The sequence below is a fragment of the Dickeya undicola genome (assembly GCF_000784735.1).
In the GTDB taxonomy this organism is placed as follows: Bacteria; Pseudomonadota; Gammaproteobacteria; order Enterobacterales; family Enterobacteriaceae; genus Dickeya; species Dickeya undicola.
The window spans coordinates 162,706-180,843 of sequence record NZ_JSYG01000008.1 but is presented as its reverse complement, the minus strand read 5'-3'; the positions used below and the strand labels follow the sequence as shown (position 1 = coordinate 180,843).

The 18,138-nt window shown below is 55.1% G+C and carries 17 protein-coding genes; 11 read left to right on the top strand and 6 right to left on the bottom strand.

All coding sequences use genetic code 11. The annotated features are described in order from the left end of the window. Positions 1–4 precede the first annotated feature (4 nt). From arnD to OB87_RS04125, 5 genes are all read left to right on the top strand, one after another. Positions 5–904, top strand: coding sequence for a 4-deoxy-4-formamido-L-arabinose-phosphoundecaprenol deformylase (gene arnD / locus OB87_RS04145; protein ID WP_033568169.1), 900 nt, complete (start codon positions 5–7; stop codon positions 902–904). Then, complete coding sequence (arnT, locus tag OB87_RS04140) at positions 904–2,562, top strand: lipid IV(A) 4-amino-4-deoxy-L-arabinosyltransferase (RefSeq protein WP_033568168.1); 1,659 nt, start codon at positions 904–906, stop codon at positions 2,560–2,562. The genes arnD and arnT overlap by 1 nt, the downstream gene beginning before the upstream one ends. Next, positions 2,559–2,900, top strand: coding sequence for a 4-amino-4-deoxy-L-arabinose-phosphoundecaprenol flippase subunit ArnE (gene arnE, locus OB87_RS04135; RefSeq protein ID WP_033568167.1), 342 nt, complete (start codon positions 2,559–2,561; stop codon positions 2,898–2,900). The genes arnT and arnE overlap by 4 nt, the downstream gene beginning before the upstream one ends. Further along, the gene (gene arnF / locus OB87_RS04130) at positions 2,897–3,295 is read left to right on the top strand and encodes a 4-amino-4-deoxy-L-arabinose-phosphoundecaprenol flippase subunit ArnF (RefSeq protein ID WP_033568166.1); all 399 of its coding nucleotides are present in this window, start codon (positions 2,897–2,899) and stop codon (positions 3,293–3,295) included. The genes arnE and arnF overlap by 4 nt, the downstream gene beginning before the upstream one ends. Before the next feature lie 98 nt (positions 3,296–3,393). Further along, positions 3,394–3,873, top strand: a complete 480-nt coding sequence (locus OB87_RS04125; protein WP_033568165.1) for a GNAT family N-acetyltransferase — start codon at positions 3,394–3,396, stop codon at positions 3,871–3,873. A gap of 108 nt (positions 3,874–3,981) precedes the next feature. Here OB87_RS04125 and hppD read toward each other — a convergent pair whose 3' ends face one another. Then, entirely contained in the window at positions 3,982–5,070 is a 1,089-nt protein-coding gene (gene hppD / locus OB87_RS04120) for a 4-hydroxyphenylpyruvate dioxygenase (protein WP_033568164.1), read from the bottom strand. 497 nt (positions 5,071–5,567) lie between these two features. Between hppD and OB87_RS04115 the strand changes: the two genes are divergently transcribed. The 3 genes from OB87_RS04115 to licT are packed head-to-tail and all read left to right on the top strand — an operon-like array spanning position 5,568 to position 9,717. Further along, complete coding sequence (locus OB87_RS04115) at positions 5,568–7,460, top strand: beta-glucoside-specific PTS transporter subunit IIABC (RefSeq protein WP_033568163.1); 1,893 nt, start codon at positions 5,568–5,570, stop codon at positions 7,458–7,460. Next, complete coding sequence (locus OB87_RS04110; protein ID WP_033568162.1) at positions 7,457–8,881, top strand: glycoside hydrolase family 1 protein; 1,425 nt, start codon at positions 7,457–7,459, stop codon at positions 8,879–8,881. Before OB87_RS04115 ends, OB87_RS04110 begins: the two co-directional genes overlap by 4 nt. Continuing rightward, positions 8,878–9,717 (top strand): BglG family transcription antiterminator LicT, encoded by an 840-nt coding sequence (licT, locus tag OB87_RS04105; protein WP_033568161.1) that lies wholly within the window; start codon positions 8,878–8,880, stop codon positions 9,715–9,717. The genes OB87_RS04110 and licT overlap by 4 nt, the downstream gene beginning before the upstream one ends. Before the next feature lie 150 nt (positions 9,718–9,867). On the opposite strand, the gene mnmE is transcribed toward licT, so the two are convergent. The 5 genes from mnmE to rpmH all read right to left on the bottom strand — a co-directional run bounded on the left by mnmE (position 9,868) and on the right by rpmH (position 13,721). Then, positions 9,868–11,232 carry a tRNA uridine-5-carboxymethylaminomethyl(34) synthesis GTPase MnmE gene (gene mnmE, locus OB87_RS04100; protein WP_033568160.1) on the bottom strand — a complete coding sequence of 455 codons (1,365 nt, stop codon included), beginning with the start codon at positions 11,230–11,232 and terminating at the stop codon, positions 9,868–9,870. A gap of 115 nt (positions 11,233–11,347) precedes the next feature. Next, a complete protein-coding gene (gene yidC / locus OB87_RS04095; protein ID WP_033568159.1) occupies positions 11,348–12,979 on the bottom strand; it encodes a membrane protein insertase YidC in 1,632 nt (543 codons plus the stop codon). A 2-nt stretch (positions 12,980–12,981) separates the two neighbouring features. Then, complete coding sequence (gene yidD, locus OB87_RS19690; RefSeq protein WP_072025425.1) at positions 12,982–13,239, bottom strand: membrane protein insertion efficiency factor YidD; 258 nt, start codon at positions 13,237–13,239, stop codon at positions 12,982–12,984. After that, positions 13,203–13,562 (bottom strand): ribonuclease P protein component, encoded by a 360-nt coding sequence (gene rnpA / locus OB87_RS04090; protein WP_072025424.1) that lies wholly within the window; start codon positions 13,560–13,562, stop codon positions 13,203–13,205. The genes yidD and rnpA overlap by 37 nt, the downstream gene beginning before the upstream one ends. A gap of 18 nt (positions 13,563–13,580) precedes the next feature. Beyond that, positions 13,581–13,721, bottom strand: a complete 141-nt coding sequence (gene rpmH, locus OB87_RS19685) for a 50S ribosomal protein L34 (protein WP_004093983.1) — start codon at positions 13,719–13,721, stop codon at positions 13,581–13,583. Positions 13,722–14,397: 676 nt separating this feature from the next. On the opposite strand from rpmH, the gene dnaA reads away from it, so the two are divergent. The 3 genes from dnaA to recF all read left to right on the top strand — a co-directional run bounded on the left by dnaA (position 14,398) and on the right by recF (position 18,129). Beyond that, positions 14,398–15,786, top strand: coding sequence for a chromosomal replication initiator protein DnaA (gene dnaA / locus OB87_RS04080; protein WP_200884268.1), 1,389 nt, complete (start codon positions 14,398–14,400; stop codon positions 15,784–15,786). A 4-nt stretch (positions 15,787–15,790) separates the two neighbouring features. Then, positions 15,791–16,891 (top strand): DNA polymerase III subunit beta, encoded by a 1,101-nt coding sequence (gene dnaN / locus OB87_RS04075; RefSeq protein ID WP_033568156.1) that lies wholly within the window; start codon positions 15,791–15,793, stop codon positions 16,889–16,891. A 152-nt stretch (positions 16,892–17,043) separates the two neighbouring features. Then, positions 17,044–18,129, top strand: coding sequence for a DNA replication/repair protein RecF (gene recF, locus OB87_RS04070; protein ID WP_033568155.1), 1,086 nt, complete (start codon positions 17,044–17,046; stop codon positions 18,127–18,129). The last annotated feature ends 9 nt before the right edge of the window (positions 18,130–18,138 follow it).

Here is an 18,138-nt window from a genome sequence, read left to right as displayed (position 1 = left end):
GCGAATGAGAAAAGTAGGGTTAAGGATTGACGTTGATACCTGGCGCGGCACGCGGGTGGGGGTGCCCCGCCTGCTGGAGTTGCTGGACGTCTATGGCGTCCGGGCCAGCTTTTTCTTCAGCGTCGGGCCCGACAACATGGGGCGCCATTTGTGGCGCCTGATTCGACCGGTGTTTTTGTGGAAGATGCTGCGCTCGCGCGCAGCATCGCTGTATGGCTGGGACATCCTGCTGGCGGGCACCGCCTGGCCGGGCAGGGTGATCGGCCGCGGTTTGCCGGAGCCGATTCGCGCGGCGTCCCGGCAGCACGAAGTCGGGCTGCACGCCTGGGATCACTTCGCCTGGCAAACCTGGGCCGGGGTGTGGGATCAGGCCAAAATGGAACAACAGATCCGACTGGCCTACGAGGCGTTGCAATCGATTACCGGCGAGCCGGTAGCGTGTTCGGCGGTAGCGGGTTGGCGTGCGGATCAAACCGCGGTGGAAGCTAAGCAGCGGTTTGGCTTTCGCTACAACAGCGACTGTCGCGGCACCGCGCCGTTCCGCCCGCTGCTCAGCGACGGCAGCACCGGTACAGTACAGATTCCGGTTACGTTGCCCACCTGGGATGAAGCGGTCGGCCGGGAAACCAGCGCGGCCGATTTCAATCGCTATATTCTGGATAAAATCCATCAGGATCAGGGTACACCGGTCTACACCATTCATGCTGAAGTGGAAGGCATTGTGATGAGCGATCAGTTCAGCGAACTGCTGGCGCTGGCGGAGCAGGAAGGCATTCGCTTTTGTCCGCTGAGTGAATTGCTGCCGGATGATACCACTACATTGCCGGTCGGGCGCGTGGTGCGGGGTTCCCTCGCCGGGCGCGATGGCTGGTTGGGATGTCAGCAGACCGTGGAGGCGGCCTGATGAAATACGCACGTCAGACAACGCTGTGGCTGGCGTTGTTGCTACTCTACTATTTTATTCCCCTCAATGGCCGCCTGTTATGGCAACCGGATGAAACCCGCTACGCGGAAATCAGCCGGGAAATGCTGGCGGGCGGCAACTGGATTGCCCCGCATTTTCTGGGGATTCGCTATTTTGAAAAGCCGATCGCCGGTTATTGGGTCAATAACATCGGCCAGTGGCTGCTGGGCGACAATAACGCCGGTGTGCGCGCTGGTGTTGTATTCTCCATTTTGCTGACAGCGGGGCTGATTTACTGGCTGACGCAGCGGTTGTGGCAACAACGGCGCACTTCGCTGTTGGCGGCGGCCATCTACCTGAGTTGCCTGCTGGTGTACGGTATCGGCACCTATGCGGTGCTCGACCCCATCGTCACCTTGTGGCTGGCGGCGGCGATGTGCAGCTTCTGGGGTGCGGCGCAGGCCACCACCCGCGCCAGTAAAATTGGCGGCTATTTGCTGCTGGGCGTGGTGTGCGGCATGGGCTTCATGACCAAAGGCTTTCTGGCGCTGGCGGTGCCGGTGATTGCGGTGCTGCCGTGGGTCACTCTGGAGCGGCGCTGGAAAGAGGTGCTGCTGTACGGCCCGCTGGCGATTGTCAGTGCGGTGGTGGTATCGCTGCCGTGGGCGCTGGCGGTGGCGCGTCAGGAGCCGGACTTTTGGCACTATTTCTTCTGGGTCGAGCATATTCAACGCTTCGCCGATTCCGCGAATGCTCAGCATAAAGCGCCGTTCTGGTATTACCTGCCGGTGTTGATCGCGGGCGTGCTGCCGTGGCTGGCGTTGCTGCCGTCGTCACTGCTACAGAGCTGGCGTGAGCGACGTCAGGAGAACGGCGCGTTCTACCTGCTGGGCTGGGTGGTGATGCCGTTCCTGTTTTTCAGCATCGCCAAAGGCAAGTTGCCGACTTACATTTTGCCCTGTTTCGCGCCGCTGGCGATCCTGATGGCCAGACGTGCCACTACCTTGCTGAGCTCGCGTCTGCTCACTATCAATGGTTGGATCAACCTGGTGTTTGGCCTGCTGTGCGCGCTGATCGTGGTGTTGGTGTTGGCACCGTGGGGCGTGTCGCGTCGTCCGCTGTACCAGCCGCAGGAAACCGCCAAGGTGGTGCTGGGTGTCGTGGCGTTCCTGTTCTGGGGACTGGTCGGCTGGTGGACATTGCGTCATTCGGCAACGCGCTGGCACTGGGCGGCGGCCTGCCCGCTGGGCATCGCCCTGTTGATTGGCATGGCGATTCCGCAACGGGTGGTGGAGAGTAAACATCCGCAGTGGTTCCTGCGCGCACCGGAGGTGGCCTCTCACCTGGCAGAGAGTCGTTACATTCTGGCCAACAGTGTGGGCATTGCGTCGGCAGCGGCCTGGGAACAAAAGCGCAGCGATATTCTGATGTACGATAATCAGGGTGAGCTGGAGTATGGTTTGTCGTACCCGGACAGCGCGAATCGCGCGGTGTCTGCCAGTGCGTTTGCCGACTGGCTGGCGGCGCATCGCCGTGAAGGCAATGTCTCGTTGCTACTGATATTTTCTTCGGCGACTGATCCGATCACCGGCGTACCGCCAGCGGATTACACTGACCGACGAGGGCGAGTCGCCTTATTGTGGTATCGTCAGCAATGACCAATTACCTGCTGATTCTGCTGGTCAGTTTATTGACCTGCGCCGGTCAGCTTAGCCAGAAACAGGCCGCCAGCTGGCAGAGCGGTGGCCGTTCACGTCGTGCCCATATTCTGTTGTGGATGGGAGTAAGCCTGTTGCTGCTTGGGCTGGCGATGTTGCTATGGCTGGCGGTGTTGCAGCGGGTGGCGGTGAGCGTGGCATATCCGATGCTGAGCCTGAATTTTATTCTGGTGGCGCTGGCCGCGCGCTGGCTATGGCGGGAAGCCATCAGCCTGCGTCAGTGGGCTGGCATCGCGCTGATTGTTATCGGTGTAATCTTGATGGGAGGGATCGCGTGAAAGGCTATGGATGGGCGCTGCTGAGTGTGTTGCTGGTCAGTGCAGCACAATTGTCGATGAAATGGGGGATGTCCCAACTGCCCTCGATGACGGAACCGCTGCCGTTTATGTTCGCCATGCTGGTGTTGCCGGTCGCCGCTGCGGCGGTACTGGTGGGGCTGGCGGCGTATGCTTTTTCAATGTTGAGCTGGTTTAATGCCTTGCGTTTTTTGCCGTTAAGCCGGGCTTATCCACTGCTGAGCCTCAGTTACGTGCTGGTGTGGGGGCTGGCGGTGGCGCTGCCGATTTTTCCCGATACCTTCAGCACCGGCAAACTGCTGGCGATCGCGCTGATTATTGCTGGTGTATGGCTGGTGTGCAGCCGACAGGCCTCGCATCTGGACGAAGAATCCTGATATCTTACTGATATGACGATGCGGGAAGGCGTCGGTTGCTCTTTCCCGTTTCTTACTTCCCGGTTATCGTTTCCAATTTGATTTACTGGGATCTTCTTATGACCTTACATATCCGTTGGGCGGCGCGGCAGGATTCCGCCACTATCCTGAATTTTATTCGTGAACTGGCTGAGTACGAGAAAGCGCTGCATGAGGTGAAGACCAACCAGCAGGAAATCGAGCAAACGCTGTTCGGCGAAGGCGCGTCCACCGAAGCGCTGATTTGCGAATGGAACGGCGAGCCGATCGGGTTTGCGGTGTTCTTCACCAGTTATTCCACCTGGCTGGGGCGCAACGGCATTTATCTGGAAGATCTGTACGTCTCACCGCATTATCGCGGCCAGGGGGCCGGTAAGGCGCTGCTGAAATACATCGCGCGTCTGGCGGTTGAACGCGGTTGTGGAAGGCTGGAATGGAGCGTGCTGGACTGGAACCAACCGGCTATCGATTTTTACGACAGTCTGGGTGCCGCGCCGCAAAACGAGTGGATTCGTTACCGTCTGGAAGGCGAGAGCCTGCAACAGGCGGCGCAGGAATAGTCTGGAGTATCCGTTGCGCTAATCGCTAATGCTGCTGGCATACGATCGATATTCAGACAGTGGCGGCCTTGTGTTGATCATGCAAGGCCGCACCTGATAACGTAGGGGTTAGACTGCTTCTGTCGTCACTTTGATTTCCCCGCGCGCCAGCTGATCGCGCTCCATAGATTCAAACAACGCTTTGAAGTTGCCTTCGCCAAAACCGTCATCGCCGTCCCGTTCGATAAACTCAAAAAATAGCGGACCGATCAGCGTTTCCGAGAAAATTTGCAGCAGCAGTTTTTTCTGCCCGTTATGGGTATTGCCGTCAATCAAAATGCCACGAGTTTGCAGGGCTGCGACATCACGGCCGTGGCCGGGCAGGCGCTCTTCCACCATCTGGTAATAGGTATCAGACGGTGCGGTCATCAGCGGTAAACCCGCCTGACGCAACTGATCGAGCGTGGTCAGAATATCGTCGGTTTGCATCGCGATATGCTGGATACCTTCGCCATTAAAGCGGCGCAGGAACTCCTGGATCTGTCCGTTGCTACCTTCTGCCTCTTCATTCAGCGGAATACGGATTTTGCCGTCCGGCGCCATCATGGCTTTGGAGTGCAATCCGGTATATTCACCCGCAATATCAAAATAACGAATCTGTTGAAAATTAAATATTCGGCTATAAAACTCAGACCAGTAATTCATTCTGCCCTGATAGACATTATTGGTTAAGTGATCAAGAGTATGCAGCCCGAATCCTTTCGGCTTTCTTTCCACGCCGGGAATAAATGCAAAATCGATATCGAAAATATCTATGCCGGTGTGATATTTCTCGATGAAGTAGATTTTCGACCCACCAATCCCTTCGATTGCTGGCACCATGATTTCACCTGGGCTGGTGGAAAGGTCTGCCGGTCTGGCCCCGGACAGGATGGCCTGTTCATAAGCCTGCGCGGCATCCCTGACGTAAAACCCGATGCCGCAAGCCCCTGCGCCGTGTTCCTGCAGAAACGTTTGTGGAAAACCGGCCGTGGTGTTATTTAGCAGAAAGTTGATGTTGTTCTGTCGAAAGAGTGAAATATCGCGGTGGCGATGCTGGGCGACACGTGTAAACCCTAAAGAAACAAATAATGCCGACAGTGTTTCCGGCGTGTCGGTAACAAATTCGATAAAAGCGAATCCATTCAATTCGAGCGGGTTGGCTAATAACTCGTTCATATTATTTCCTTTATCCTTAAAGGAGGTGGTTGGTATGCATATATTACAGGATTTCAATGGTGAATATAGCGTGAAGGTTCGTTTTGAGATAACAAGTTTTTCTTATTCTAAAATTAATAGAAAAATATAAAGTAATTACGTCGGTTAATATTTATTGATGCGATATTGACGGGATACTGATCAGTGGTGGTTTGTTGATGGCACGCTGAACAGTCACTTGCGTAATTTGGTGGCGGACCTGTTTGCCGGTATCGATGCGGTGATTGTGGGACTGACGCTTTGCTACGGCTGAATGTCGTTTTTACGTAACCGAGCTCACATTTTCACCCGTTTGTGATTGGAATACGCCGTAGCTGCTTAGATAATCCGATGAAGCAGCCCATTTTTATGATGGCGTGTTACTGCGAAAGCAGGCAAGACCAAAATAGAAATGCTCTCCCGTTAAGGGGGGCATGTCTATTTTGGTCTTTTTTTTTGCTCAAACACCAGGTAACACTATGAACTATAAAGAAATAGCAGAAAAAATCCTTCACTCAGTGGGAGGTGCGGAGAATATCCGAATGATCACGCATTGCGCGACTCGATTGCGCATGGAGTTTAATGATCGGATAAAGGTAAACGATGCGGAAATTAGCGCTATTCCCGGCGTTATCAGCGTGGTAGAGAATGGCGGACAGTTTCAGATTGTTATTGGCAATGAGGTGCAGCAGGTCTTTCGCATGATCAACAAAATGCTGCCTGAGAGGAAAAGTCGCGTCAGCGGCGATAAAAATAGTCAGCCTAAGGGTATTGTGGCGCGTGTTATCAGCGTGATTTCAACCACCTTCACTCCGGTGATCCCAGCTATTACCGGCGCAGGGATGATTAAAGCGCTACTGGCGATTCTCAAGTTGACGGGGCTGATTAGCGGGACTAGCTCGACATATCAACTGCTGAATATTGTTGCCGATGCTGCTTTCTTTTTCCTGCCGGTTCTGCTGGCGTATGGTGCCTCGCTGAAGTTTGAGTGCAACCCGATTCTGTCGATGACTCTGGCAGGTGTGCTATTGCATCCAGGCATTGGCCAGATGCTGGCGGCCGGTAAAGCGGTGGATTTTGTCGGCATCAATGTCTTGCTTTCTGATTATGCCGGGTCTGTCCTGCCGATCATTCTGACGGTATGGCTAATGTCTTGGGTAGAGCGTTTTGCCGAGAAAGTTTCACCATCGATAATCAAGTTCTTTGTTAAGCCAATGCTGATTCTGTTGATCACCGCTCCGCTGGCACTGGTAGTGGTCGGCCCGTTGGGGATTCTGCTCAACGATCTGGTTGCGGCGGGGGCGGGGACTATCGACCGCCACGCTAGTTGGCTCATTCCGATGCTGATGGGCACTTTACAACCCTTCCTGATTATTACGGGAACCGCCTGGGCGATGACGCCCATTGCCACGGGGCAACTGAGTAAAAGCGGCCACGAAATGATTAACGGTCCGGGAATGCTGGCTTCAAATGTGGCCATGGGGGCGGCCACGCTGTGCGTGGCGTTGAAAACCAGGAATAGTAGTCTGCGCCAGTTAGCTTCCTCATCGGGCTTTACCGCGCTGCTGGGCATCACCGAACCGGCGCTTTATGGCGTATTGCTCAAATATCGCCGCGTACTGATTGCTGCGATGATAGGCGGTGGTTGTGCCGGGGTGTATGCCGGTTTTAGCGGGCTGGTGCGCTACGCATTTGTTTCCCCTGGCCTTGCAGCGCTCCCGGCATTTATCGGTGAAAACCCGATGAATATCGTCCATGCGCTGGTGACTTGTGCGATTTCTATCGTGGTGACATTCACCCTTACCTGGTTCATTGGGTTTGAAAATACCCCGGAAGATAAAGAGAAAACCCAGGAGATAACACCGTCTGGTACTCGTCTGAAAAGTGAAGGTGAGATTGACGGTGAGAAAGCCGTGCTAAGCCCGCTGCGCGGCCAGGTGGTGGCGTTAAGCGAAGTGAATGATGATGCCTTTTCCAGCGGTTTGCTGGGGCAGGGCGTGGCGATTCGCCCGCAGGAAGGAGTATTGCGTGCGCCGTTTGACGGCAAAGTAATCATTTTTCTGCCTTCACGTCATGCGGTTGGGCTGCAAAGTGACAATGGTCTGGAACTGCTGATTCATATCGGTATTGATACCGTCAACCTCAACGGCCAGCACTTTCGTTCGTCGTTGAAGCTGGGAGATGAAGTTAAGGCCGGGCAAGAGCTGATTTATTTTGATATCACCGCTATCGAACAGGCCGGGTACGACCTGACTACTCCCGTGATAGTCGGAAATGGCGATACACCACATTCTCTGCGTGTGACGGCCGCTGCACAGGTCGATTATGGCGATGAGTTGATGGTGCAATCGGTTCAGGAGGCACGGGTATGATTTATCAACATCAGGCCCGATTCCCAGATAGTTTTTTATGGGGAGCATCCACCTCAGCCTATCAGGTTGAAGGCGCGTGGAATGAAGACGGTAAAGGGCTGTCTGTTGTCGATATGCTCGACCATCCGCCGGGAACGGCAGACTTTCGCATTGCCAGCGATCACTATCATCATGTGGAGGAAGATGTTGCTCTGATGGCTGAAATGGGGCTGAAGGCTTATCGTTTTTCGGTGGCCTGGTCACGGGTCATTCCGGATGGCGATGGTGCGGTGAATCCGGCTGGACTGGCTTTTTATCATCGCCTGGTTGACGCGCTGACTCGCCACAGGATAACGCCTATTGTCACCCTCTACCATTTCGATCTGCCTTGGGCGCTGGAGTTAAAAGGCGGTTGGCTGAATCGCAACACTGGGGAGGCGTTTGTTCGCTATGCGCGTCTACTGTTTAGCGAATTTGCCGATAAAGTCCCGTTGTGGCTGACGATTAACGAACAAAACACCATGATCCTCCACCCCGGTGCGATTGGCGTACCGACTGACCGCACATTGCCGGACAAGAAGGCGCTATACCAGCAGAATCACCATATGATGCTGGCTCAGGCGCAGATCTTTGCGCTTTGTCACCGGGAATTCCCAGGGCTGCGCATTGGCCCGGCGATCAATACCACGTCTATGTATGCAGAGAGCTGCAAGCCAGAAGACGCTATTGCTGCACATAACTGGGAAACATTGCGCTGCTGGAGTTTTCTGGATGTTGCGGTGCATGGCCGCTATAACGCTCTGGCATGGGCATATCTGCAGGATCGCGGTCTTGCGCCAGATATGCAGGTGGAAGACCTGTCTATTTTGCAGCAGGGACGGCCTGACTTTATCGCTATCAACTACTACTCGACTGCGACGATTGCCGCTAGCCGGGGGGATGGCGCAGATGTTGCGCCACGTGCGGGCGACCAGCAGATTATGTTGGGTGAAGAAGGGGTTTATAGGCCAGCGGAAAATCCCTGGGTTGGTAAAACGCCTTACGGCTGGGTGGTTGACCCGGTGGGCCTGCGCTTAACCCTGCGTAAGGTGTGTGAGCGCTATAACCTACCGATTTTGATCAGCGAAAATGGGATGGGCGCGCCGGATAAACTCGAACATGACGGTACGGTGAACGATGATTACCGTATCGTCTTCCTGAAGGCGCATATCGAACAGATGCGCCTGGCGATTGCCGATGGTGTTGAGCTGATGGGCTACTGCCCGTGGGCGGCACTCGATGTGGTAAGCACGCATCAGGGCTATGCCAAACGCTACGGTTTTATTTACGTCGATCGCGGTGAGGATGACCTGAAAAGTCTCCGAAGGATCCGCAAACGCAGCTTCTGGTGGTATAAGGATGTGATTGCGCAAAACGGTAATCACAGTGAGTTGCAGCGATGATTGTTCAGAAGGTACTCAATAATAGTCTGGTGCTCTCTGTTGATGACGATAACAGGGAGGTTATCGTCATGGGTAAAGGCATTGGCTTTAATAGCAGGCCCGGCGATGAGATTGCACAAGAGAAAATAGAAAAGTTATTTGTTACACAGACGTTCGAAAAACGCAGCGGCTATATTGAGGGGCTCTCAGCCATTCCTGATGAGGTGATTGAGATGGCCGCAATGATTATTTCCCGCGCCAATTTGCAGCTTTCCAGCAAAGTTCGTGAGCAAATTTTCTTTACCCTTGCCGATCACCTGACCTTTGCCATAGAACGCAGCCGCAAAGGTATAGTGATTCAAAACCGCCTGTTGCCAGAAGTTCGGCGCTTTTATCCGCAGCAGTTTCGCGTCGCCAGTGAAGCAGTGGCGATTATTCGCCAGCAGTACGGCATTGAACTGCCGGAAGAGGAGTCCGGTAACATCGCTTTTCATCTGGTCAATGGTCAGAGTGAAGGTGATGACGTGGCGCAGGCTATGCAGTCGGTTAAGATGCTGAAGGATATTTTTAATCTTGTGCAGTATCACTTTAAGAAAGAAATCGATACTGAGTCGATTAACTATTCGCGGTTTATGACCCACATGCAGTTCTTTCTCCAGCGATTACAGGAAGGTGAGATTAGCACCGCGCGCGACAGTTTTTTGCTGGATCAGGTGATTAAGGAGTACCCAGGCGCATACCGCTGTGCTTTGCTCATCCGTGATTACGTCAAGGTTCGGCTCGATATCACCCTTGGCGGTAATGAGCTGCTTTGGCTCACGGTTCATCTGGTGAGGATTTCCGGCCTCGATGCATGAATGAACAGCACCCGATTCTCTGGGTAGTGAATCCGGTTGTTGCGTGGGGCGATGCTGTTGAGAGAAATGCCTGCCCACGCTTGCTGGGCGAGTATAGCCAGTAAAGACATTACTCTCTCTGGCTGTTTTTTCTCGCCGGTTGCTACCTCGTCACTTCCCAATACAGAAACTGGAAAAAATCCGTCCCAGCAGGTCATCGGAGGTGAATTCGCCGGTGATTTCACTCAATGATTGCTGAGCCAGCCGCAGTTCTTCGGCCAGTAGTTCCCCGGCGTAGGCACCAACCAGTTGTTCATGCCCTTGTTGCAGGTGCTGTGCTGCTTGCTCCAGGGCCTGCAAATGGCGGCGGCGAGCCAGAAAGCCCCCTTCGGTGTTGCTGGTAAATCCCATACTTTGCTTGAGGTGCTCCTGCAGCAGGTCTACGCCGTCACCGGTGCGGGCAGAAAGACGGATAAGTGAGTAAGTGTTCACGTCTTCGATACCCAGGGGTTCGCCGGTGACATCCGCTTTATTGCGCACCACGGTAATGGGCAGCGTTTTCGGTAATCTCGCCATAAATTCTGGCCAGATAGCCGCCGGTTCCACCGCAGCGGTGGTGGTGCCGTCCACCATGAACAGCACTCGGTCGGCCTGTTCGATTTCCTGCCAGGCACGCTCGATGCCGATACGTTCAACTTCGTCGCTGGCTTCGCGCAGCCCGGCGGTATCAATGATATGCAGCGGCATACCGTCGATGTGAATATGCTCGCGTAACACATCGCGCGTCGTACCGGCGATATCGGTGACGATAGCCGCGTCGCGACCCGCCAGCGCATTCAGCAAGCTGGATTTACCTGCATTCGGTCGACCCGCGATGACCACTTTCATCCCTTCGCGCAGCAGGCTGCCCTGACGCGCTTCGGCGCGCACTGCACCCAGATCGCCGATCACGTCGTTAAGCATGGCTTCGATTTTGCCATCAGAGAGGAAGTCGATTTCCTCATCAGGAAAATCAATTGCGGCTTCCACATAGATCCTAAGGTGAGTAAGTGCTTCCACTAACTGATGGATGCGGGTGGAGAATGCGCCCTGCAGCGAGTTGACGGCGGAGCGGGCCGCCTGCTCAGAACTGGCGTCGATCAGGTCGGCAATCGCCTCGGCCTGCGCCAGATCCAGCTTATCGTTCAGGAAAGCCCGTTCAGAGAACTCGCCGGGACGGGCGATACGCACGTCAGGCAGTGTCAGCACTCGCTTTAGCAGCAGGTCGAGAATCACCGGGCCACCGTGCCCCTGTAGCTCCAGCACGTCTTCCCCGGTAAAGGAGTTCGGACCGGGGAACCACAGCGCGATGCCCTGATCAAGCACGCTGCCATCGGCATCATGGAACGGCAAATAATCGGCGTAACGCGGTTTGGGCAGTTTACCCAGCACCGCTTGCGCCACTGCGGCAGCGGTGCGGCCGGAGATACGCAAAATACCTACGCCGCCGCGTCCCGGCGGGGTGGCTTGGGCAACGATGGTGTCGGTATGGCTCATGGTGTTCTCTCTGCATTCTCGCCTATCTTCAGGCGCTGTTATGGGGTCGTATCTATATAAAAAATAAGGCGGTCAGTGACCGCCTTATAGTGAGATTGATTGGGCAATCAACCGGTTATTTCTTCTCGCGGCTATGCAGGCCACGTTTTTCCAGCCCGCGATAAATCAGCTGCTGCTGGGCGATGGTCACCAGGTTGCTGACGATATAGTACAGCACCAGGCCCGACGGGAACCACAGGAAGAACACGGTGAAGATCACCGGCATGTAGGTCATGATCTTCTGCTGCATCGGGTCGGTGACGGTGGTCGGCGACATCTTCTGAATGAAGAACATGGTCAGACCCATCAGGATCGGCAGCACGTAGTACGGGTCCTGCGCCGACAGGTCATGAATCCACAGCGCGAACGGCGCATGACGTAGTTCTACCGAGCCCATCAGCATGTAGTACAACGCCAGGAAGATCGGCATCTGGATAACCAGCGGGAAGCAGCCACCCAGCGGATTCACTTTCTCCGCCTTGTACAGCGCCATCATTTCCTGACTCATACGCTGTTTATCGTCACCGATACGCTCACGCATCGCCTGCAGTTTCGGCTGCAGCATACGCATTTTCGCCATCGAGGTGTACTGCGCTTTGGTCAGCGGGTACATGATGCCGCGCACGATAAAGGTGATGGCGATGATCGAGAAGCCCCAGTTGCCGATAAAGCCGTGCAGGAATTTCAGCAGTTTGAACAGCGGCTGGGAGATGAACCACAACCAACCGTAATCCACCGTCAGGTCCAGATGCGGCGCGACGGTCGCCATCTTATCCTGAATTTCCGGGCCAACCCACAGTGTAGCGTTCAGGTTCTGCTGACTGCCCGGTTGTACGACAACCGGCGTGGCTTTAAAGCCGATGGCGGCTAAACCATTGCCCAGGTTGGCGCTGTAGAATGTATTATTCCCCGCAGCTGCCGGCACCCAGGCAGTCGCAAAGTACTGCTGCAGCATAGCCACCCAGCCGCCTTGCGTGTTGATGTTCAGGTTCTCTTTCATATCGCTGAAACTGTACTTGCGATATTTGTCGTCACTGGAAGAGAACGCCGCGCCACGGTAGGTGTGAAGGGCGAAGTTATTGCTGCCGGTGTCGCGATGCGACGGCAAATCAATAGACTGTTTCAACTGGCCGAACAGGGTCAGCTCCAGCGGCTGTGCGCTGGTGTTGTTAACGCTGTATTCTACATTCAGCGCGTATTCACCGCGTTTCAGCACGAAAGTTTTGGTGAAGCTGACACCGTTGGCATCGGTGTAAGTCAACGGAATACGCAGTTCGTTCTGACCATCAGCCAGCTCAAAGCGATCCGCCGGTGCGGTGTACAGCGGGCGTGCACCGTTGGCCGGGTTATCTGGGCCGTTTTTGCCGGTCAGGCCGCTCTGTGCCTGATAAGTAAAGGCCGGGGTGGTTTCCAACAGTTTGAACGGTTGGGTCGATCCCAGTTCCGCCGGATAAGCCAGCAGGTCGGCTTCTTCAATGTCGCCGCCACGCGTGTTGATGTTCAGCGACAACACGTCGGTTTTAACGGTGATCAGTTTACCCTGACCGCTGGCAGGTACGCCCTGGTTGGCTGCATCGCCTACAGCACCATTCGCCTGTTGCGTGGTCTGGGTCGCTGCGGGGGGATTTTTGTCCGTTTCCCACTGCTGCCAGATCATGAACGTTACGAATAGCAGAGCGATGAGAAGAAGATTGCGTTGCGAATCCATCGTTAGTGTTCTCTGTTATTGTCGGGTTTTGGCGGTACGGGATCATCACCACCAGGGTTCAAAGGGTGGCATTTTAATACGCGTTTAAGCGTCAACCAACAGCCTTTTATCATGCCGAACCGGCGTATTGCTTCAATGCCATATTGGGAGCACGACGGCTGAAAGCGGCAGTGCGGTCCAAGTAGCGGACTGATAAAGCGTTGATACCCGCGTATCAGGCCAATCAGCCAGCGTGAGCCAAGCGACGGTGACGGCGCCATAATTTTTCCAACGCTTCCGTTAGCGTACGGTTATCCAGTTCAGACACCCCTTTTTTAGCGATGACAATAAAGTCCATCGCAGGCAGTTCGTGCTGGTGCAAACGAAAACTTTCACGCGTCAGGCGTTTGATGCGGTTGCGTTCGTGAGCCCGTCGGACATGTTTCTTAGCGACGGTAAGACCAACACGAGGGTGCCCCAGCGTATTCGGGCGACCGAGGATGGTGATCTGCGGTGTACCGGCCCGTTGTGGCTGCTGGAAGACGAAAGAGAAATGGCTGGGAGTTAACAGACGTAACTCCCTGGGAAAAGCGAGCGTAACCACTCGGAGGGTTAAGCTTTATTACTTAGAAACGGTCAGACGAGTACGGCCTTTCGCACGACGGCGGGCCAGAACCTGACGACCATTTTTAGTGGCCATACGAGCACGGAAACCGTGGCTACGGTTACGCTTCAATACGGACGGTTGGAAAGTGCGTTTCATGGCGATTTCTACCTAAACTTGATTTAAGACTTCACAGTAAACGCGTTTGGCTACTCGGCGTGAAAAGTGACCGACGCCTCTATCGCATAATAAAGAGGCGGGATTGTAATAATTGTACAGCCCCGAGTCAATTAACATCCGCGTTTTACCCGCCTGAAACTTTCCGGTTGTCCCGGACTTTTCGTCTGCTCAGACATAAAAACTGTCCGCTCAGCATAGAAAACAGGCGCTACGCGCAGGCCGGGAATTATACGGACTCTACGACAAAGCGCAAGGATCCACCTGCGATCCTGTCGACGGGATCATGATCCGCATCACCGCTGATCGCCCCGATTACGCTTATGCTTAAGACGTTGTGGGGATCGACGGGCGGGTTGTGGGTAACCGTGGCGATGGCCCGTGTTAGGAAGCCAGAGTTGTCGCATACTATAAGAAGAGCCTGTGGATAAAAAGGATCAAAACTGTGTGGAAAGGGGAGATCTCTGGCGTGGTTTAGGTTATGATCCGCCGTCCCGCTAGCGATCCCTGGATCGGGATCGTCACGGTAAAGCCGCTTTCCGCGCGGCGCACCCCGGCGCAACCGTATCCATGCGCAGCCGGGTGCCTGAAAAATCATGAGTTACATAACTAACGTCTGTTCCTTTTCTTGATTGACCTTGTTCGAGTGGAGTCCGCCGTGTCACTTTCGCTTTGGCAGCAGTGTCTTGCCCGTTTGCAGGATGAGTTACCTGCCACAGAATTCAGTATGTGGATACGCCCGTTACAGGCGGAACTGAGTGACAACACTCTGGCGCTTTACGCCCCTAATCGTTTTGTTTTGGATTGGGTGCGCGATAAATACATCAATAATATCAATGGACTGTTGAATGATTTCTGCGGCATGGATGCGCCGTTACTGCGTTTTGAAGTCGGTAGCAAGCCGGTAGCGCCTGTTGCTGTTCCTGTTGGTCATCACAGTGTTACTGTACCCGCACCTCAGGCACGTGTTGCTTCGCCGGTACGCCCAAGCTGGGAAACCCCAGCGGCACCGGCTGAACATACCTACCGTTCCAACGTGAACCCCAAGCATACCTTTGATAACTTTGTGGAAGGTAAGTCCAACCAGTTGGCCCGCGCGGCGGCGCGTCAGGTGGCGGATAACCCCGGTGGTGCTTACAACCCGTTGTTTCTGTACGGCGGCACTGGCCTGGGTAAAACTCACCTGTTGCACGCGGTAGGCAATGGCATCATGGCCCGCAAGCCGAATGCCAAGGTGGTGTACATGCATTCCGAGCGCTTCGTGCAGGATATGGTTAAGGCGTTGCAGAATAACGCTATCGAAGAATTCAAACGCTATTACCGCTCCGTGGACGCGCTGCTGATCGATGACATCCAGTTTTTTGCCAATAAAGAGCGTTCGCAGGAAGAGTTTTTCCACACATTCAATGCGTTGTTGGAAGGTAATCAACAGATCATCCTGACGTCAGATCGCTACCCTAAAGAGATCAATGGGGTGGAAGATCGACTCAAGTCTCGTTTCGGTTGGGGGCTGACCGTGGCTATCGAACCGCCGGAGCTGGAAACCCGCGTGGCGATCCTGATGAAGAAGGCAGACGAAAACGATATTCGCCTGCCGGGCGAAGTGGCGTTTTTCATCGCCAAGCGTCTGCGTTCCAACGTGCGTGAGCTGGAAGGCGCACTGAACCGTGTGATCGCCAACGCTAATTTTACCGGCCGGTCGATCACCATCGATTTTGTACGCGAAGCACTGCGCGACCTGCTGGCGTTGCAGGAAAAGCTGGTCACCATCGACAATATTCAGAAGACGGTGGCGGAGTACTATAAGATTAAAGTGGCCGACCTGTTGTCCAAACGGCGTTCACGTTCAGTTGCCCGCCCGCGCCAGATGGCGATGGCGCTGGCCAAAGAGCTGACCAACCACAGCTTGCCGGAGATCGGCGACGCGTTCGGTGGCCGTGACCATACCACCGTACTCCATGCCTGCCGTAAAATAGAGCAGCTGCGCGAGGAAAGTCACGACATCAAAGAAGATTTTTCCAATTTAATCCGAACCTTATCGTCATAACATCATGAAATTTATCGTTGAGCGTGAGCATCTGTTAAAACCGTTGCAACAGGTCAGCAGCCCACTGGGTGGGCGACCGACGTTGCCGATTCTGGGCAACTTGCTGTTGCAGGTTAGCGAAGGCCGGTTATCGCTGACCGGTACTGATCTGGAAATGGAGATGGTGGCGCATCTGGCGCTGACACAACCCCATGAGCCGGGTGCGACTACCGTTCCGGCCCGCAAGCTGTTCGATATTTGCCGTGGCCTGCCGGACGGTGCGGAGATTTCCGTCACCCTGGAAGGGGATCGGATGCTGGTACGCTCCGGGCGTAGCCGCTTCTCTCTGTCCACGCTGCCTGCGGCGGATTTTCCCAACCTGGACGACTGGCAGAGTGAGGTGGAATTCACCTTGCCACAGGCGACGCTGAAACGCCTGATCGAAGCCACGCAATTCTCGATGGCCCATCAGGATGTGCGTTACTACCTCAACGGTATGTTGTTTGAAACCGGCGGCGAAGAGCTGCGCACTGTGGCGACCGATGGCCACCGTCTGGCGGTTTGCGCCATGCCGGTCGGGCAGTCGCTGCCGTCGCATTCGGTGATCGTGCCGCGTAAAGGGGTGATGGAACTGGTGCGTCTGCTGGATGGCGGCGATACGCCGCTGCAACTGCAAATCGGCAGCAATAATATCCGCGCCCATGTCGGCGACTTTATCTTTACCTCCAAACTGGTGGATGGCCGCTTCCCAGATTACCGCCGCGTGCTACCGAAAAACCCGGACAAGACGCTGGAAGCGAGCTGCGACCTGCTGCGTCAGGCGTTCTCCCGTGCGGCTATTTTGTCGAACGAAAAATTCCGCGGTGTGCGGCTGTACCTGAACCAGAACCAGTTGCGGATCACCGCCAACAACCCGGAACAGGAAGAGGCGGAAGAGATTCTGGATGTGGAATACGGCGGCACGGAGATGGAAATTGGCTTTAACGTCAGCTACGTGCTGGATGTGCTCAACGCGCTGAAATGTGAAGACGTGCGTCTGCTGCTGACCGATTCGGTGTCCAGCGTCCAGATCGAGGATGCAGCCAGTCAGGCGGCGGCCTACGTGGTCATGCCGATGCGTCTGTAATCTCTACGATGGGCGTCCGCTTTTGCCCGTTTTCACACGCCGCGCCATCAGGTGCGGCGTGTTGTTATCGGGATTAGAGCGTTATCGGGATGGTGGCGTGAGCGTGCGAAAACGTCCGGCATGGGCAAGAAATCAAGCAGAATGGTTGTAACATGGCGCTGACCCGTCTTCTTATCCGCGATTTTCGTAATATCGAATCGGCCGATCTGGCGCTGATTCCCGGCTTCAATTTTCTGGTGGGCACCAACGGTAGCGGCAAAACCAGCGTGCTGGAAGCCATCTACACGCTGGGGCACGGGCGGGCGTTTCGCAGTATTCAGGCCGCCAGGGTGATTCGCCACGAGCAGGCCGAATTTATTCTGCACGGCCGTATTGAAGGGCAGGAGCGCGAGCGCTCCGTCGGTTTGAGCAAGAATCGTGATGGCGACAGCACGGTGCGTATCGACGGCAGTGACGGCCACAAAGTGGCAGAGCTGGCGCAATTGCTGCCTATCCAGCTGATCACCCCAGAAGGCTTTACCCTGCTTAACGGCGGCCCCAAATACCGTCGCGCCTTTCTGGACTGGGGCTGTTTTCACAATGAACCCGGTTTTTTCAGCGCCTGGAGCAACCTGAAAAGGCTGTTGCGCCAACGTAATGCGGCGTTGCGTCAGGTCAGTCATTATGGGCAACTGCGAGCCTGGGATCGGGAACTGGTGCCGTTAGCCGAAGGCATTAGCCAGTGGCGTGCCGACTACAGCGCCGCTATTGCGGCGGATATCGGTTCCACCTGCGCCCAGTTTTTACCGGAGTTTTCCCTGAGTTTTTCTTTCCAGCGCGGCTGGGACAAAGAGAGCGACTACGCTGAACTGCTGGAGCGCCATTTCGAGCGTGACAGGCAGTTGGGCTATACCGCGCTGGGGCCGCACAAGGCCGATTTTCGTATCCGCGCTGGTGGCGTGGCGGTTGAGGATATGCTGTCCCGCGGCCAGCTCAAGTTGCTGATGTGCGCGCTCAGGCTGGCGCAGGGGGAGTTCCTTACCCGGCAAAACGGCCTGAAGTGCTTGTACCTGATCGACGACTTCGCCTCCGAACTGGACAGCACCCGCCGCCGCCTGCTGGCTGAACGGCTGAAGGCAACGCAGGCGCAGGTGTTCGTCAGCGCCATTACCGCTGAGCAGATTAGCGACATGGTGGGCGAAAATGGCAAGATGTTCCGCGTGGAACAGGGTAAAATAACCGTTCAATCACAGGACTAAATGAGCGAG

What these genes read in the sequence shown, in the direction of transcription:
- hppD (WP_033568164.1), bottom strand. Translation starts at nt 5,070, where the DNA reads ATGAACGAGTTATTAGCCAACCCGCTCGAATTGAATGGATTCGCTTTT.
- yidD (WP_072025425.1), bottom strand. Translation starts at nt 13,239, where the DNA reads ATGGCGCCGTCACCGTCGCTTGGCTCACGCTGGCTGATTGGCCTGATA.
- mnmE (WP_033568160.1), bottom strand. Translation starts at nt 11,232, where the DNA reads ATGAGCCATACCGACACCATCGTTGCCCAAGCCACCCCGCCGGGACGC.
- OB87_RS04125 (WP_033568165.1), top strand. Translation starts at nt 3,394, where the DNA reads ATGACCTTACATATCCGTTGGGCGGCGCGGCAGGATTCCGCCACTATC.
- licT (WP_033568161.1), top strand. Translation starts at nt 8,878, where the DNA reads ATGATTGTTCAGAAGGTACTCAATAATAGTCTGGTGCTCTCTGTTGAT.
- yidC (WP_033568159.1), bottom strand. Translation starts at nt 12,979, where the DNA reads ATGGATTCGCAACGCAATCTTCTTCTCATCGCTCTGCTATTCGTAACG.
- recF (WP_033568155.1), top strand. Translation starts at nt 17,044, where the DNA reads ATGGCGCTGACCCGTCTTCTTATCCGCGATTTTCGTAATATCGAATCG.
- OB87_RS04110 (WP_033568162.1), top strand. Translation starts at nt 7,457, where the DNA reads ATGATTTATCAACATCAGGCCCGATTCCCAGATAGTTTTTTATGGGGA.
- arnD (WP_033568169.1), top strand. Translation starts at nt 5, where the DNA reads ATGAGAAAAGTAGGGTTAAGGATTGACGTTGATACCTGGCGCGGCACG.
- OB87_RS04115 (WP_033568163.1), top strand. Translation starts at nt 5,568, where the DNA reads ATGAACTATAAAGAAATAGCAGAAAAAATCCTTCACTCAGTGGGAGGT.
- arnE (WP_033568167.1), top strand. Translation starts at nt 2,559, where the DNA reads ATGACCAATTACCTGCTGATTCTGCTGGTCAGTTTATTGACCTGCGCC.
- dnaN (WP_033568156.1), top strand. Translation starts at nt 15,791, where the DNA reads ATGAAATTTATCGTTGAGCGTGAGCATCTGTTAAAACCGTTGCAACAG.
- rpmH (WP_004093983.1), bottom strand. Translation starts at nt 13,721, where the DNA reads ATGAAACGCACTTTCCAACCGTCCGTATTGAAGCGTAACCGTAGCCAC.
- arnT (WP_033568168.1), top strand. Translation starts at nt 904, where the DNA reads ATGAAATACGCACGTCAGACAACGCTGTGGCTGGCGTTGTTGCTACTC.